Annotated in this window: 16 protein-coding genes and 1 pseudogene; 9 read left to right on the top strand and 8 right to left on the bottom strand. The window is 73.0% G+C overall.

All coding sequences use genetic code 11. The features are described from left to right. Positions 1-125: 125 nt before the first annotated feature. A complete protein-coding gene (gene aroC, locus QM699_RS19050; protein WP_415012570.1) occupies positions 126-1229 on the top strand; it encodes a chorismate synthase in 1104 nt (367 codons plus the stop codon). Between the two features lie 98 nt (positions 1230-1327). On the opposite strand, the gene QM699_RS19045 is transcribed toward aroC, so the two are convergent. After that, positions 1328-2524 (bottom strand): class I SAM-dependent RNA methyltransferase, encoded by a 1197-nt coding sequence (locus QM699_RS19045; RefSeq protein ID WP_415012569.1) that lies wholly within the window; start codon positions 2522-2524, stop codon positions 1328-1330. Positions 2525-2612: 88 nt separating this feature from the next. Between QM699_RS19045 and QM699_RS19040 the strand changes: the two genes are divergently transcribed. Beyond that, positions 2613-3104, top strand: a complete 492-nt coding sequence (locus QM699_RS19040; RefSeq protein ID WP_415012568.1) for a VOC family protein — start codon at positions 2613-2615, stop codon at positions 3102-3104. Here QM699_RS19040 and QM699_RS19035 read toward each other — a convergent pair. From QM699_RS19035 to def, 3 genes are read right to left on the bottom strand one after another with little or no spacing between them, the layout of a single operon-like run. Continuing rightward, positions 3101-3865: a TlyA family RNA methyltransferase gene (locus QM699_RS19035; protein ID WP_415012567.1), complete on the bottom strand. Its 765-nt coding sequence runs from the start codon at positions 3863-3865 to the stop codon at positions 3101-3103. The two genes, QM699_RS19040 and QM699_RS19035, sit on opposite strands and share 4 nt — an antisense overlap. Beyond that, on the bottom strand, positions 3862-4764 hold the full coding sequence (fmt, locus tag QM699_RS19030; protein ID WP_415012566.1) for a methionyl-tRNA formyltransferase: 903 nt from the start codon (positions 4762-4764) through the stop codon (positions 3862-3864). The genes QM699_RS19035 and fmt overlap by 4 nt, the downstream gene beginning before the upstream one ends. Positions 4765-4782: 18 nt before the next feature. Further along, positions 4783-5301, bottom strand: coding sequence for a peptide deformylase (gene def, locus QM699_RS19025; RefSeq protein ID WP_415012565.1), 519 nt, complete (start codon positions 5299-5301; stop codon positions 4783-4785). A 220-nt stretch (positions 5302-5521) separates the two neighbouring features. Here def and QM699_RS19020 point away from each other — a divergent pair, with 220 nt between their 5' ends. Then, positions 5522-6007 (top strand): GreA/GreB family elongation factor, encoded by a 486-nt coding sequence (locus tag QM699_RS19020; protein WP_415012564.1) that lies wholly within the window; start codon positions 5522-5524, stop codon positions 6005-6007. A gap of 3 nt (positions 6008-6010) precedes the next feature. Here QM699_RS19020 and QM699_RS19015 read toward each other — a convergent pair whose 3' ends face one another. The 4 genes from QM699_RS19015 to QM699_RS19000 form a co-directional block, all read right to left on the bottom strand. After that, a complete protein-coding gene (locus QM699_RS19015; protein ID WP_415012563.1) occupies positions 6011-7648 on the bottom strand; it encodes an MFS transporter in 1638 nt (545 codons plus the stop codon). 60 nt (positions 7649-7708) lie between these two features. Beyond that, complete coding sequence (locus QM699_RS19010; protein WP_415012562.1) at positions 7709-7909, bottom strand: hypothetical protein; 201 nt, start codon at positions 7907-7909, stop codon at positions 7709-7711. Then, positions 7906-8730 (bottom strand): S49 family peptidase, encoded by an 825-nt coding sequence (locus QM699_RS19005; RefSeq protein WP_415012811.1) that lies wholly within the window; start codon positions 8728-8730, stop codon positions 7906-7908. The genes QM699_RS19010 and QM699_RS19005 overlap by 4 nt, the downstream gene beginning before the upstream one ends. A gap of 107 nt (positions 8731-8837) precedes the next feature. After that, positions 8838-9434, bottom strand: coding sequence for a hypothetical protein (locus QM699_RS19000; protein ID WP_415012561.1), 597 nt, complete (start codon positions 9432-9434; stop codon positions 8838-8840). A 55-nt stretch (positions 9435-9489) separates the two neighbouring features. Between QM699_RS19000 and QM699_RS18995 the strand changes: the two genes are divergently transcribed. The 6 genes and pseudogenes from QM699_RS18995 to QM699_RS18970 all read left to right on the top strand — a co-directional run bounded on the left by QM699_RS18995 (position 9490) and on the right by QM699_RS18970 (position 14606). Next, a complete protein-coding gene (locus tag QM699_RS18995) occupies positions 9490-10053 on the top strand; it encodes a DUF2585 domain-containing protein (protein WP_415012560.1) in 564 nt (187 codons plus the stop codon). Positions 10054-10173: 120 nt separating this feature from the next. Then, entirely contained in the window at positions 10174-11112 is a 939-nt protein-coding gene (locus tag QM699_RS18990) for a histone deacetylase family protein (RefSeq protein ID WP_415012559.1), read from the top strand. Beyond that, entirely contained in the window at positions 11105-11356 is a 252-nt protein-coding gene (locus QM699_RS18985; protein ID WP_415012558.1) for an exodeoxyribonuclease VII small subunit, read from the top strand. Before QM699_RS18990 ends, QM699_RS18985 begins: the two co-directional genes overlap by 8 nt. 3 nt (positions 11357-11359) lie before the next feature. After that, positions 11360-12248, top strand: a pseudogene (locus QM699_RS18980) (polyprenyl synthetase family protein). 22 nt (positions 12249-12270) lie between these two features. Continuing rightward, the gene (dxs, locus tag QM699_RS18975) at positions 12271-14190 is read left to right on the top strand and encodes a 1-deoxy-D-xylulose-5-phosphate synthase (RefSeq protein ID WP_415012557.1); all 1920 of its coding nucleotides are present in this window, start codon (positions 12271-12273) and stop codon (positions 14188-14190) included. Between the two features lie 11 nt (positions 14191-14201). After that, a complete protein-coding gene (locus tag QM699_RS18970; protein WP_415012556.1) occupies positions 14202-14606 on the top strand; it encodes a DUF1801 domain-containing protein in 405 nt (134 codons plus the stop codon). The last annotated feature ends 14 nt before the right edge of the window (positions 14607-14620 follow it).

Below are 14620 nucleotides of genomic sequence, written 5' to 3'. Positions count from 1 at the left end.
CCCGAGCGGAGACTGCAGTTCGGAATCGGCAAGGATGAATCCAATGATTTCAACGTGCTTCCAATTGCTTCGCCCCCTGAAATCCCTGCTTTCGCACCCGCGCCCCCTGCGATAGAACGCGCCCCATGTCCATGAACAGCTTCGGCCACCTCTTCCGCGTCACCACCTGGGGCGAGAGCCACGGGCCCGCCCTCGGCTGCATCGTCGACGGCTGCCCCCCGGGCATCGCGCTGACCGAGACCGACATCCAGCCCTGGCTCGACGCCCGCCGCCCGGGCACCAGCCGCTACACCACCCAGCGGCAGGAGGCCGATCAGGTCGAGATCCTGTCCGGCACCTTCGAGGGCCGCACCACCGGCACGCCCGTCTCGCTCCTGATCCGCAACACCGACCAGCGGTCGAAGGACTACGGCGAGATCGCCCGGAAATTCCGCCCCGGCCATGCCGACATCACCTATCACCTGAAGTACGGCCTGCGCGACTACCGCGGGGGCGGCCGCTCCTCCGCCCGCGAGACCGCCGCCCGCGTCGCCGCCGGCGGCGTCGCCCGCGCCGCGCTCGCGGCCCTCGCGCCGGCAATTCGGATCCGCGGCGCGCTCGTCCAGATGGGCGAGCACCGCGTCGACCGCGCCGCCTGGAACTGGGACGAGGTGCCGAACAACCCGTTCTGGTGCCCCGACGCCGCCACCGCCGCCGCCTGGGCCAGCACCCTCGACGGCCTCCGGAAGTCCGGCAACTCCGTCGGCGCCGTCATCGAGCTGGTCGCCGAGGGCGTCCCCGCCGGATTGGGCGCGCCGGTCTATGGCAAGCTCGACAGCGACCTCGCCGGGCTGATGATGACGATCAACGCGGTGAAGGGCGTCGAGATCGGCGACGGCTTCGCTTCGGCCGCGCTGACCGGCTCCGAGAACGCCGACGAGATCTACATGGGCAACGACGGACAGCCCCGCTTCAGCTCGAACCACGCGGGCGGCATCCTCGGCGGCATCTCGTCGGGCCAGGACATCGTCGTCCGCTTCGCGGTGAAGCCCACGTCCTCGATCCTCACCCCGCGGCGCACGATCACCGTGACCGGCGAGGAGACCGATATCGTCACCAAGGGCCGGCACGATCCCTGCGTCGGTATCCGCGCCGTGCCGGTCGGCGAGGCGATGCTCGCCTGCTGCCTCCTCGACCACCTGCTGCTCCACCGCGGCCAGATCGGCGACGCCGGCGGCACGATCGGCTGAGCGACACCCAGCCGGACGGGATCGTCCGGCGGTTCAGATATCGCGACAAATCAGGATTCGAGAGCGGACCGCGCGGCTTTTCCGGGACGGACGCCGCTCTAGCGGCCGAAGGCGGCGACAAGTTCCACGTGGCCGGACCAGAGGAACTGGTCCACCGGCTGCACCCACTCCAGCCGATAGCCGCCGTCGATCAGGATCCGCGCATCCCGCGCGAAGCTCGCCGGATTGCACGACACCGCCGCCACGCGGGCGACGCCCGAGGCCGCCAGCTCCCGCGCCTGCGCCTCCGCCCCGGCCCGCGGCGGGTCGATCACCACCGCCTCCGCCGCCGCCAGCTCCGCCGCGAGCAGCGGCCGGCGGAACAGGTCGCGCGCCAGCGTCCGCACCGGGCGCAGCCCCGCCGCCGCCTTCGCCCCGAGGCCGAGCGCCGCCAGCATCGCCGCTTCGCCCTCGACCGCGACCACCGAGGCACCCTCGGCCAGCGGCAGGCTGAACGTGCCGCAGCCGGCGAAGAGGTCGAGCACCCGCCCGGCATCGCCGACGATGCCCCGCACCGCCGCCACCAGCGCCGCCTCGCCCTCCGCCGTCGCCTGCAGGAAGGCGCCCGGCGGCGGCACCACCCGCGCCCGGCCCATGGCGAGCCACGGCGCCCGCCGCGCCGCCACCGGCTCCCCCTCCCAGGCGACCCGCGCGAGGTCGAATTCCTCCGCCACGCCCGCGACCTCGGCGGCAAGCGGGGCGTCGAGCGGCCGCCCGCCCTCGACCGCCACATCCAGCCCCACGGGACCGGATGTGACCGCGAGACGGACGGTGGACGACCGGCTGGCGGCGAGCCCGGCCAGCGCCTGCAGCGCCGGCAGCCCGGCGACGATCTCCGGCCGCACCACCCGGCAGTCGGGCACCGCAACCACCGTGTCCGACCGCCGGCCATGGAACCCCACCAGCGCGGCCTTCCGCGTCCGCCGGCCGGCAAACACCGCCCGGCGCCGCGACGCGACCGGCGAGGTGAGCGTCGGGCGCACCTCCGCCTCGATCCGCTGCGCGGCCAGCGCCCGAACCACCGTCCCGGCCTTCCATCCGGCCAGCCACCCCGGCGCCGCGTGCTGCAGCGCACAGCCGCCGCAGCTCCCGAAGTGTGGACAGGGCGGCGCCACCCGCTCCGGCACCGGCTCGAGCAATTCGGGGACGGCGCCGATACGCCACGCCTCACCGGGCAGCGCGAACGGCACGCGGTCGGCGCCGGCGATCCCGTCGCCCTCCCGGCCCAGCCGCTCGATCCGCACCACCCAACTCATGAAACCCTCTGTTTCCACTCGACGCGATTATCCCGGGAACGGCCTTGCATTATCTTCCTGCCATCAACGAGCTTCTGGAGCACCGCAAATGCCCAAACCCGTCGCACCCGGCACCCGGATCGGGCATGTTCACCTCAAGGTCGCCGACCTCGACCGCGCCATCGCCTTCTATTCCGGCGTGCTCGGCTTCGAGCTGCAGCAGAGATACGGCCGCGAGGCGGCGTTTCTCTCCGCGGGCGGCTACCATCATCACATCGGCCTCAACACCTGGGAGAGCCGCGGCGCCACCCCGCCGCCGCACGGCCACACCGGGCTCTATCATACGGCGATCCTCTATCCCACCCGCGCCGATCTCGCCGACGCGCTGCGCCGCCTGATCGACGCCGGCATCCCGCTGACCGGCGCCTCGGACCACGGCGTCAGCCAGGCGCTCTATCTCGACGACCCGGATGGCAACGGCGTGGAACTGTACTGGGACCGGCCGGAGGCGGACTGGCCCCGCAACGCCGACGGCAGCCTCGCCATGGGGACGAAGCGGCTCGACCTGAAGGCCCTGCTTGCCGAGGCGCCGGCCGTCTAGCGCGGAGTGCGCCCGATCCCATCCGGCTGCGTATCGCTCGACCCTTTGCGCGCGGCGACCAGAAACTCCCGGTTGCCGTCACCCCCCTGAATCGGGCTCGGCGCCTCGCCGAGCACGCTCCAGCCCTCGCCGGCGAGCAGCGTCTTCGCGCCCACCACCGCGTCGGCCCAGGCGGCGGGGTCGCGCACGATCCCGCCCTTGCCGACCCGCGCCGGCCCCACCTCGAACTGCGGCTTCACCAGCGCCACCAGCGCCGCCCCCGGCCGGGCCAGCCGAAGCGCCGGCGGCAGGGCAACGGCAAGCGGGATGAACGACAGGTCGGCGACCACGAACTCCGGCGGCGGCACATGCCCGTCCGTCAGCTCGCGCACGTTCAGCCCCTCGATGACGTGCAGCCGCGGATCGTCCCGCAGCTCGGCCGCGAGCTGGCCATGGCCCACGTCCACCGCCCAGACCTCCGCCGCGCCACGCGCCAGCAGCACCTGGGAAAAGCCGCCCGTCGACGCCCCGAGATCGAGCGCCACCGCGCCGCCCGGATCGAGCCCGAAGGCGTCGAGCCCGGCCACGAGCTTCAGCGCCGCCCGCGACACCCACGGCAGCGCCGTCTGGTCGACCACCAGCGCCGCCGACGCCGTGACGGGCAGCGACGGCTTGCCCGCCACGCGCCCGTCCACCGTCACCGCACCCGCGGCAATCAGCGCCTGCGCCCGCGCCCGGCTCGGCGCCAGCCCCGCCGCCACCAGCGCCTGATCGAGCCTCACCCGAGCCGCGTCCCCGGCGCCACCGGCGAGCCGCGGAGGAACGTCGCCACGTCCATCGCCCCGCGGCCGGCGCGCTGCACCCCCAGCACCCGCACCGCGCCGTCGCCACAGGCGACGGTGAGCCCGTCCAGCACCTCGCCGGGCGCCCCCATCCCCTCGGCGAGCTCGCTCAGCAGCAGCTTCACCCGCTCGCCGCCCACCTCGGTCCAGGCACCCGGAAACGGCGCGAGCCCGCGAATCAGCCTGTCGACCTCGACCGCCGGCCGGGCCCAGTCGACCCGCGCCTCGGCCTTGTCGATCTTGGCCGCGTAGGTGATGCCCGCCGCCGGCTGCGGCTCCGCGCCCAGCCGGTCGAGCCCGTCGAGCGCCGCGATCACCGCCTCGGCGCCGATCGACGCCAGCCGGTCGTGCAGGCCGCCGGCGGTGTCCCGCGGCCCGATCGGCGTCGGGCGGCGCAAGAGCACCGGCCCGGTGTCGAGCCCCGCCTCCATCCGCATGATGCAGACCCCGGTCTCCGCGTCGCCGGCCATGATCGCGCGCTGGATCGGCGCCGCCCCGCGCCAGCGCGGCAGCAGCGAGGCGTGGATATTGAGACACCCGCGCGCCGGCACGTCGAGCGCCGCCTGCGGCAGGATCAGGCCGTAGGCCGCGACCACCGCCACGTCCGGGCGAAAGGCGGCCAGCTCGGCCACCGCCTCCGCCGGGCGCAGCGACACGGGCGTCCGCACCGGGATCCCGAGCGCCTCCGCGCGCGCCGCGACCGGCCCGGGCCGCGGCTTCTGCCCCCGCCCGCTCGGCCGCGGCGGCTGGGCATAGACCGCGACGACATCATGCCGGGCGTGGAGCGCCTCCAGCGCCGGCACCGAGAAGTCCGGGGTTCCCATGAAGACGACGCGCATCGGCGGGACGGCCCGGGCTCAGGCCCGCGCCCGCTCCTTCTTCAGCTTCTTCATCCGGGCGGTGATCATCGTGCGCTTCACCGCGCCGAGATAGTCGATGAAGAGCTTGCCGTTCAGGTGGTCCAGCTCGTGCTGGGCGCAGATGGCCCACCGCTCGCCCAGATCCCGCTCGTGGACCTCGCCGTCGAGCCCGAGCCAGCGCATCCGCACCTCGGCGTGCCGCGTCACGTCGTCGTAGATGTCGGGGATCGACAGGCAGCCCTCCTCGCTCGTGACCATCTCGTCCGAGGCGAGCACGATCTCCGGGTTCAGCAGCACCATCGGCGCCGGCTCGTCATCCTTGCCGGCGCAGTCCATGACGAACACCCGGCGCAGCACGCCCACCTGCGGCGCGGCGAGGCCGATGCCGGGCGCCTTGTACATCGTCTCGAGCATGTCGTCCGCGAGCCTGCGCACCGCATCGTCGACCGCCTCGACAGGCGCCGCGACCTTGCGCAGCCGCGGCTCGGGATGGATCAGGATCGGACGGATGGCCATGGCCGCGAAATAGGCGAAGGCCCGTGCAAACACAAGACGAACAGGCGATCGCCGCGCGTCCGCCTCGCAGGCTTTTTCTTGGCGAAAGTACTCTCGGGGGTGAACTGGCCAACGGCCAGGAGGGGGCGGGAAGCCCCCTCGCGGCGCCGCACCCGGGACGGCCGCGGCCGCGTTGCCCCGTACCCCGCGGATCTGTAGCCTCTGGCAAAGGGGGGGCGCGATGAGCCGGGCATTCGTGAAGGAGGACGACGGGTCGCGGCCCGAGGTGCTGCCGGAGCTGCCGGTCAGCCCGCACCCGAACCTCGTGACGCTGCGCGGCCTGCGCCTGATCGCCGCGAAGATCGCCGGGATCGAGGCCGCGCTCGCGGCCGGCCCGCCGGAGGCGGAGACGGCGCGCCTGCGGCGGGATCAACGCTACTGGACGCTGCGCCACGCCACCGCCCGCCCCAGCGCGCCCGATCCGTCCGACCCGTCGGCACAGTTCGGCAGCCGCGTGACCTACGAGGGCGAGGACGGCGAGCGGCGCACCGTGACGATCACCGGCGAGGACGAGGCCGACCCCGCCGCCGGCCGCATCGCCTATACCGCCCCGGTCGCCCGCGCGCTGATCGGCGCGACGCCGGGCAGCACCGTCACCGCGATGATCCGAGGCGCGCCGGTCGAGCTCGAGGTGCTCGCCGTGGAGATCGCGCCGGACGCGCCCTGAACCTCAGTGGAAGTCCACCGGCGCCTTGGGCATCGGGTCGTGCTGCGAGAAGCGCACCTGACGCACGATCCGCCGGCGCACCGCCGGCAGCCCCGGCGCCCGGTGCAGCGCGCGCAGCCGCTCGGTCCAGCCGGCATCGGCGTTGGTGCGGCGCGAGTTGTGCCGGACGTACTCGACCCAGGTCGGCGTCTCGTAGCTCTCGACCCAGAGCCGCGGGTCCGCGAGGTCGCGCAACAGCTGCCAGTTGCGCGCGCCGTCGCGCACCCGGATGCGGTGCCGCTCCTCCATGGCGTCGAGGAATTCCGGGATGTCGGCTTCGTCGATCACGTATTCGATCGAGATGGCGACCGGCCCGGAGCGCGGCTGGATCGCCACCGCGACATCCGGCTCGGTCCAGGAGTTGAGCGGCGACAGGTCGAGGTCCGCCCGCGCCGGCAGCGGCAGCAGGAATCCGACCGTGCCGAAGACCAGCGATGCGGCCGCCGCCGCCAGCATCGCATCCGCCGGCCCGTGGGCCGCGGCGACGAGACCCCAGAGCCAGCTGCCGAGCGCCATGCCGCCGAACGCGGCGGTCTGGTAGAGCGCGAGCGCGCGGCCCACCACCCAGCGCGGCGTCGAGAGCTGCACCGTCACGTTGAACAGCGCCAGCGCCAGCACCCAGGACGCGCCGCCGACCATCATGGCGAGCGCGATCAGCGGCGCGGAGGGCACGAGCGCGAGCGTGGCCGAGCAGACCGCGAAGCCGGCGAAGGCGAGGCGGACGATCCATTCGCTCGCCATCCACACCTGCAGTCGCCCCCCGAGGAACGCCCCGCCGATCGCCCCGAGCCCGAACGCGCCGAGCAGCCCGCCGTAGAGCGTCGGGCCGCCCTGCACCAGCTCGCGCGCGACCAGCGGCAACAGCGCCAGCACCGCCACCGACGACAGGCCGAAGAGAAAGCTCCGCAGCAGCACCTTGAGGATGTTCGGCGACATCGCGACGTATCGCAGCCCCGCGCCCATCGCCGCGCCGAGCCGCTCGCGCGGCAGGCGGCTCGGCGCGAGCTGCGGCTGCCAGAAGAACAGCACGCCGATCAGCGCGAGATAGCTCAGGCAGTTGACGGCGAACGCCGCCGCCGCGCCGCCGGCCGCGACGATGAACCCGCCGAGCGCCGGCCCGACGCTGCGGGTGATGTTGAAGCCGACGCTGTTCAGCGCCACCGCCGCCGGCAGGTGGCTGCGCGGCACGATGTCGCCGACCGACGCCTGCCACGACGGGTTGTTGAGCGCCGTGCCGCAGCCGATCAGGAAGGTGAAGCCGAGCAGCAACCACGGCGACAGCAGCCCGTGCCACGCCGTGATCGTCAGCACCACCGAGACCGCGAGCATGAACAGCTGCGCCGCCAGCATCACCGTGCGGCGGTTGAAGTTGTCGGCGATGGCGCCGGAGGCGAGCGAGAACACCATGATCGGCAGCGTGGTCGACGCCTGCACCAGCGCCACCATGTCGGCCTCGCGGGAGATCTGCGTCATCATCCAGGCGGCACCGACCGACTGGATCAGCGCGCCGAAGTTCGACGCGAGGCTTGCGATCCAGATCGCCCGGAACGTGGGAATGCCGAGCGGCGCCAGCGCCGACGCCCGGGGGGTGGTCTCGCTCATTGCCCTGCGACTCGTTTCATCCCGGCGCCAATCATGCCGATCGCACGACCCGGGACAAGCTCAGGCGGCGCGGCGGAACCGGCAATCGGGCCGGGCGCAGGGCTTCGGGTGCCGGGCGAGCACGTAGGCGCCGCAGGTCAGGCAGGGTTGCGTCGCCTCGACCGACGGCGCCGGCGGTCGCGCGGCAACGCGCTTGCGCCACGCCATCACCTTCCACACCGCGATGGCGAGCAGGATCAGGAGCGCGACGCGCAGGCTCACGGCGCGGCCAGCCCGAAGCGCGCCCAGAGGCTCGCCGCCTCGGCCGCGCCCACCGCCTCGCCCAGCGCGTCGGCCACTCCGGGCATCCCGAGCCGGCGGAAGAGCGGCGGCCGCGGCGCGATGACGCTGAAGCGCAGGTCGTCGCCGTAGAGCGCGCGCATGGTCGGCACGAGATGGCCCACCTCGTCGGCAAGCCCGACGTCGATGCCGCCCTGCCCGACCCAGATCTCGCCGGTGAAAAGGTCGCGCTCCGCCAGCAGCGCGCCGCGCCGCGCCTTCACCTGCCCGATGAAGTTCGCATGGATCTGCCGCTGCAGCGCCATCAGCCGGTCCACGTCCTCCGGCCGCTCGGGGCGGAACGGATCGAGCATCGACTTGTCGGTGCCGGCCGTATGCACCCGCCGCTCGATGCCGTGCCGCGCGAGCAGTTCGGGAAAGCCGAAGCCGGCGTAGATCACCCCGATCGAGCCGACGATGGAATTGGGATCGACATGGATCCGGTCGGCGGCGGTGGCGAGCCAGTAGCCGCCCGAGGCCGCCACGTCCTCGACGAAGGCATGGACGGGGATGCCCAGCTCGTCGGCAAGGCGCCGGATCCGCGCCGCGATCAGGCTCGACTGCGCCGCGCTGCCGCCGGGCGAGTTGATCGACAGCGCCACGGCCTTCGGCTTGCCCTTGCGGAACGCCGCCTCGACGAGCGGCGCCAGTCGGGCATCGGTGAGCGACGGGCCGCCCAGGCGGCCGGCGGCGCCGATTGCGCCCTCCAGCCGGAGGACACTGACGCGCGGGCGGCGGCGGAGGAAGGCGAACGGGCTTTTCATCGCACCGATGTAGGCGGGCACGCACGCGCCCGCAAGCGCGCCCCCAGTCGATCGCGGCCCGGTCGATCGCAGCTCAGTCGATCGCCGGACGGTCGGTCGCCACCCGGTCAGCCCGCCGCGATGCCGGTCAGCTCGATCGCACCGAAGACCGGCCGCCCCGCCGCGTCCTGCGCCTCGATCCGCAGGGTGCCGCCCGGCGGGGCCGTGACGATGGCGACGGGCCCGCTGTCGCGGAGCGCCGCCGGGGCCTCGCCGCTGGCGGCGCCGTCGATCAGCAGGCGCAGCACGCCGGCCTCCTCCAGCACGGTCGCGTCGACCGCGGCCGGCGCGGCGACGCTGAGCCGGGCCTCCGGCGCCTCGGCCATCAGCATCAGCAGACGCGGCGTCCCGGCGACATCGGGCACCGCGTGGAACCCGACCGTGATGCTGGTGCCCGCGGGCACGCTCGCGCCCCGGGCCGGGCGGCACTGCGCCGGAAGGGGCGCGAGGGCGGTGCGCTCGTGGAACCGCTCCTCGGGCTGGGCATCGGCCTCGAGGCCGCGCGCGACGAGATCGAGCTCGCGCGCCGCCTCGGGCCAGTCGGCAAGCGCCGCGGCCAGCGTCGGCGCGATGTGGCGCACGTCCGACGCGCGGGTCAGGTCGCGGGAGACGACGACGAGGCGGCCGTCCTCGGTGGAGGCGTCCGGCAGGCTGGCAAGGTTCAACGTTTCCTCCGTAGTTTTGTCATTAGGCTCCGCCGCGAACGACGAGAGAATCGCGATGACCGCACGACAGGCGCTGCCCTTCATCCTGACGGCCCTGGCGGTGGCGGGTGCCGCGCTCGTGCTGCTTGCGATGGGGCGGGTGCCGGTCTGCACCTGCGGCTACGTCGAGCTGTGGCACGGCACGGTCAACGACTCGGGCAACTCGCAGCACATCTTCGACTGGTACTCGCCGTCGCACCTGATCCACGGCTTCCTGTTCTACTGGCTGCTCTGGCTCCTGATGCCGCGGGCGCCGCTCGGCTGGCGCCTGCTGGTGGCGACGCTGGTGGAAGTCGCGTGGGAGATCGTCGAGAACAGCCCCGTCATCATCAACCGCTACCGCGCGGTGACGATCTCGCTCGACTACTACGGCGACAGCGTCCTCAACTCGGTGTCCGACATCCTGACGATGATCGTCGGCTTCCTGCTCGCCTCGCGCCTGCCGGTCTGGCTGACCGTCGCAATCGCGCTCGGTCTCGAGATCCTGACGACGGTCCTGATCCGCGACGGGCTGACGCTGAACGTGCTGATGCTGCTCTGGCCGATCGACGCGGTGCGGGCGTGGCAGGCGGGCGGCTGATGCCGGTCGGGCTCGCATGATCGTCCTCCCTCGGGGGCCGAGGATAGGCCCGTGAGATGCGCGGGGGCAAGCGCGCCGGATTCGATTGAAACGCGCGCGGACGGAACCTAAGCTCGCCGGATGAACACCGCGCTGCTCAGCCACCACGATTGCCTCGACCATGTGAACCCGCCGGGCCATCCCGAGCAGGTGGCGCGGCTGCGCGCCATCAACGCGGTGCTGGAGGCCGAGGAATTCGCCTACCTCGTGCGCGAGGACGCGCCGCTCGCCACCGACGCGATGATCGACCGCGTCCACCCGGCGCCCCACCGCGAACGGCTGGAGGCGATGGTGCCGAACGAGGGGTGGCGGCCGATCGACGGCGACACCTTCGTCGGCCCCGCCACCCTGCGCGCCGCCCGCCGCGCCGCCGGCGCTGTCTGCCGGGCGGTGGACATGGTGATGGCCGGCGAGGTGCGCAACGCGTTCTGCGCGGTCCGCCCGCCCGGCCACCACGCCGAGCTGGAGCGCGCCATGGGCTTCTGCTACTTCGGCACCGTCGCGATCGGCGCGCTGCACGCGATCCACGAGCACGGGCTCAGCCGCGTGGCGATCATGGATTTCGACGTCCACCACGGCAACGGCACCCAGGATCTGCTCTGGGGCGAGCCACGCGTCCGCTTTGCCTCGACGCACCAGATGCCGCTCTACCCGGGGTCCGGCGCGGCCGACGAGGTGGGACTGCATGGCCAGATCGTCAACGTGCCCCTGCCCCCGGGGTCGAGCGGCGGCGTGTTCCGCGCCGGCATGCTCGGCCGCGTGCTGCCGGAGCTCGACGACTTCGCGCCCGAGCTGGTGCTGATCTCCGCCGGGTTCGACGCCCATGCGCGCGATCCGCTCGCCAACCTCAACCTGACCGAGGACGATTTCGCCTGGGCGACCGCGCGGCTCTGCGACCTCGCGGACAAGCACTGCGGCGGGCGCGTCGTCTCGACTCTCGAGGGCGGATATGATCTCAGCGCGCTGGCGTCGTCGGTGGCGGCGCACGTTCGGGTGCTGATGGATCGCGGATATGGCTGATACGGACGCGGGCGGGCTCCAGCCCGTCGCGGAGATGACCTTCGAGGCGGCGCTGGCCGAGCTGGAGCGTGTGGTGGCGCGGCTCGAGGGCCAGGTGGCGCTCGACGAGTTGATCGCGCTCTACGCCCGTGGCGCCGAGCTGCGCGCCCATTGCGAGGACAAGCTCAAGGCCGCCGAGGCGCGGGTCGAGGAGATCGCGCGCGGCGCCGACGGGCTGAAGTCCCGGACCGTCGACATCTCCTGAGCCATGGACCCGGAGACCCTGCAATTCCACGCGGCGCTGAGCCAGGCCGCGACCCGCGCCGAGACGGCGCTGGCCGACTGGCTGCCGGCGGGCGAGACCACGCTCGGCGCGGCCATGCGTCATGCGGTGCTGTCCGGCGGCAAGCGGCTCCGGGCGTTTCTCGCCATCGAGAGCGCCGCGATCTTCCGCGTGCCGGCGGCGCAGTCGCTGCGTGCCGCCGCGGCGGTCGAGTGCATCCACGCCTACAGCCTCGTCCACGACGACCTGCCCTGCATGGACGACGACGACCTGCGCCGCGGTCAGCCGACGGTGCATGTGAAGTGGGACGAGGCGACCGCGGTGCTGGCCGGCGACGCGCTGCAGACCTTCGCATTCGAGCTGCTCGCCGCGCCGCAGGGCGGCATCGACCCGCGCCTCGCCGTGCGCCTGATCCTGCGCCTCGCCCAGGCGGCCGGCGCCGGCGGGATGGTCGGCGGCCAGGCCTTCGACATCGCCGCCGAGACCGCCGCGGTGCCGCTCGACCTCGAGTTCGATCGGCACGCTCCAGGCGCTGAAGACCGGCGCGCTGTTCGTCTGGTCGGCGGAGTCGGGCGCGCTTCTCGGCCGCTCCGACCCCGAGCCGTTGCGCGCCTATGCCGCGGCGCTCGGGCTGGCCTTCCAGATCCGCGACGACCTGCTCGACGTCGAGGGGGATCCGGGCGCGGCCGGAAAGCGCCTGAACAAGGACGCCGAACAGGGAAAGGCGACGTTCGTCTCTCTCCTCGGGGTGGACGGCGCGCGGCAGAAGGCGCATGAGCTTGTGTCCGCCGCCTGTGATGCGCTTGCGCCCTACGGCTCGGCGGCGACCAACCTGCGCGGGGCGGCCCGGTTCGTGCTGACGCGGGGCAACTGACGTCTCGGGAGGGGAGACAGCCGTGAGCGATCGACCGAAGACCCCGCATCTCGACCGGATCCACAGCCCCGCCGACCTGCGCGGGCTGTCGGTGCCGGAGCTGAAGGCCGTTGCCGACGACCTGCGCGCCGAGACGATCTCGGCGGTCTCCGTCACCGGCGGCCACCTCGGCTCCGCCCTCGGCGTCGTCGAGCTGACCGTGGCGATCCACGCGGTGTTCCAGACGCCCAGGGACAAGCTGATCTGGGACGTCGGCCACCAGTGCTATCCGCACAAGATCCTGACCGGCCGGCGGGAACGCATCCGCACGCTGCGCGCGGGCGGCGGCCTCTCGGGCTTCACCAAGCGCGACGAGAGCGAGTACGACCCGTTCGGCGCGGCGCATTCCTCGACCTCGATCTCCGCGGGCCTCGGCTTCGCCGTCGCGCGCGACCTCGGCGCGCCCGGGGTGGGCGACGTGGTGGCGGTGATCGGCGACGGCTCGATGTCGGCCGGCATGGCCTTCGAGGCGATGAACAACGCCGGCCACATGAAGGAACGGCTGTTCGTCGTCCTGAACGACAACGAGATGTCGATCGCGCCCCCGGTCGGCGCCATGTCGAAATACCTCTCGCGCCTCTACACCGGCGAGCCGTTCCAGGACCTGCGCGCCGCCGCGAAGGAAGCGGTGAAGCTGCTCCCGACCCCGTTCCAGCAGGGGGCCCGTCGCGCCCGCGAGCTGGTGAAGGGCATGGCGATCGGCGGCACGCTGTTCGAGGAGCTGGGCTTCTCCTACGTCGGGCCGATCGACGGGCACGACATGGACAGCCTCGTCTCCGTGCTGCGCGTCGCCAAGGCCCGCGGAACGGGGCCGATCCTGATCCACGCGCTGACGAAGAAGGGCAAGGGCTATGCCCCGGCCGAGGCGTCGGCCGACAAGTACCATGGCGTCGCCAAGTTCGATGTGCTGACCGGCGCCCAGAAGAAGGCGCCGTCGAACGCGCCGACCTATACCAAGGTGTTCGCCCAGAGCCTGATCCGCGAGGCCGAGCGCGACGAGCGCATCGTCGCCGTCACCGCTGCGATGCCGGAGGGAACCGGCCTCAACCTCTTCGCCGAGCGGTTCCCCGCGCGCACCTTCGACGTCGGCATCGCCGAGCAGCATGCGGTGACGTTCTGCGCCGGCATGGCCGCGGCCGGCATGAAGCCGTTCTGCGCGATCTACTCCACGTTCCTGCAGCGCGGCTATGACCAGGTGGTCCACGACGTCGCGATCCAGAAGCTTCCCGTGCGCTTCGCCATCGACCGGGCCGGCCTCGTCGGCGCCGACGGGCCGACGCATGCCGGCGCCTTCGACATCGCCTTCCTCGCCTGCCTGCCCGACATGGTGGTGATGGCCGCCGCCGATGAGGCCGAACTCGTCCACATGGTCGCGACCGCCGCCGCCCTCGACGACCGCCCCTCGGCCTTCCGCTTCCCGCGCGGCGAGGGCGTGGGCATCGACATGCCCGAACGCGGCCAGCCGCTCGAGATCGGCCGCGGCCGCATCGTCGTCGAGGGCGACGGGATCGCGATCCTCTCGTTCGGCACCCGCCTCGCGGAGGTGCTGAAGGCGGTCGAATCGCTCGGCGCCAAGGGCATCCGCCCGACCGTCGCCGACGCCCGCTTCGCCAAGCCGCTCGACCGCGAGCTGGTCCTGCGCCTCGCCCGCGAGCACGCCGGGCTCATCACCATCGAGGAGGGCTCGGTCGGCGGCTTCGGCAGTCAGGTGGCGCAGCTTCTGGCCGAGGAGGGCGTGTTCGACCGCGGCCTCAGGTTCCGCTCGATGGTGCTGCCCGACAGCTTCATCCAGCAGGACAGCCCGGAACGGATGTACGCGGTCGCCGGCATGAACGCCGCGGACATCGAGGCGAAGGTGCTCGGCCTGATGGACGTGGCCCGGGTCGGCGCGCGGCGGGCCTGAGGCCGCGCGCGATGCCGCCGACGCTGCTCTCCGGCGGCAATCCGCAGATCGCGAAGGGCGATGGCGACGCCCCGGCCGCCGCCGACATCGCCGCGATGCCGGGGGGGAAACGCCCGGTCGGCGAGCGTCTCGACGCCCTCGTCGCCGCCGCGGTGCCCGACGTCCGGCGGGCGGTGCGCTGGAACTCGCCATTCTACCGGGTCGAGGGTGGCGGCTGGTTCCTGTCGTTCCACTGCTTCACCCGCTACGTCAAGGTGACGTTCTTCGACGGCGCCTGCCTCGACCCGATGCCGCCGGTCGCCGCGAAGGACCCGAAGGCGCGCCTCCTGCACATCGGCGAAGCCGACGCGATCGACGCGGACCAGCTCTCGCGCTGGCTGCGCCAGGCGGCCGGGCTGCCCGGGTGGACGCCCTGAGGCACGGGCCTCGC

Origin of the sequence: Amaricoccus sp. (assembly GCF_047602525.1) — a bacterium.
Lineage (GTDB): Bacteria > Pseudomonadota > Alphaproteobacteria > Rhodobacterales > Rhodobacteraceae > Amaricoccus.
Note: the sequence above shows the minus strand (reverse complement) of the source record. Positions and strands in the feature narration are given on the sequence as shown.

Excerpts from the sequence above, each read along its gene's own strand:
- aroC (WP_415012570.1), top strand. The coding sequence starts at position 126 with ATGTCCATGAACAGCTTCGGCCACCTCTTCCGCGTCACCACCTGGGGC.
- QM699_RS19045 (WP_415012569.1), bottom strand. The coding sequence starts at position 2,524 with ATGAGTTGGGTGGTGCGGATCGAGCGGCTGGGCCGGGAGGGCGACGGG.
- QM699_RS19040 (WP_415012568.1), top strand. The coding sequence starts at position 2,613 with ATGCCCAAACCCGTCGCACCCGGCACCCGGATCGGGCATGTTCACCTC.
- fmt (WP_415012566.1), bottom strand. The coding sequence starts at position 4,764 with ATGCGCGTCGTCTTCATGGGAACCCCGGACTTCTCGGTGCCGGCGCTG.
- def (WP_415012565.1), bottom strand. The coding sequence starts at position 5,301 with ATGGCCATCCGTCCGATCCTGATCCATCCCGAGCCGCGGCTGCGCAAG.
- QM699_RS19020 (WP_415012564.1), top strand. The coding sequence starts at position 5,522 with ATGAGCCGGGCATTCGTGAAGGAGGACGACGGGTCGCGGCCCGAGGTG.
- QM699_RS19015 (WP_415012563.1), bottom strand. The coding sequence starts at position 7,648 with ATGAGCGAGACCACCCCCCGGGCGTCGGCGCTGGCGCCGCTCGGCATT.
- QM699_RS19005 (WP_415012811.1), bottom strand. The coding sequence starts at position 8,730 with ATGAAAAGCCCGTTCGCCTTCCTCCGCCGCCGCCCGCGCGTCAGTGTC.
- QM699_RS18995 (WP_415012560.1), top strand. The coding sequence starts at position 9,490 with ATGACCGCACGACAGGCGCTGCCCTTCATCCTGACGGCCCTGGCGGTG.
- QM699_RS18990 (WP_415012559.1), top strand. The coding sequence starts at position 10,174 with ATGAACACCGCGCTGCTCAGCCACCACGATTGCCTCGACCATGTGAAC.
- QM699_RS18985 (WP_415012558.1), top strand. The coding sequence starts at position 11,105 with ATGGCTGATACGGACGCGGGCGGGCTCCAGCCCGTCGCGGAGATGACC.
- QM699_RS18970 (WP_415012556.1), top strand. The coding sequence starts at position 14,202 with ATGCCGCCGACGCTGCTCTCCGGCGGCAATCCGCAGATCGCGAAGGGC.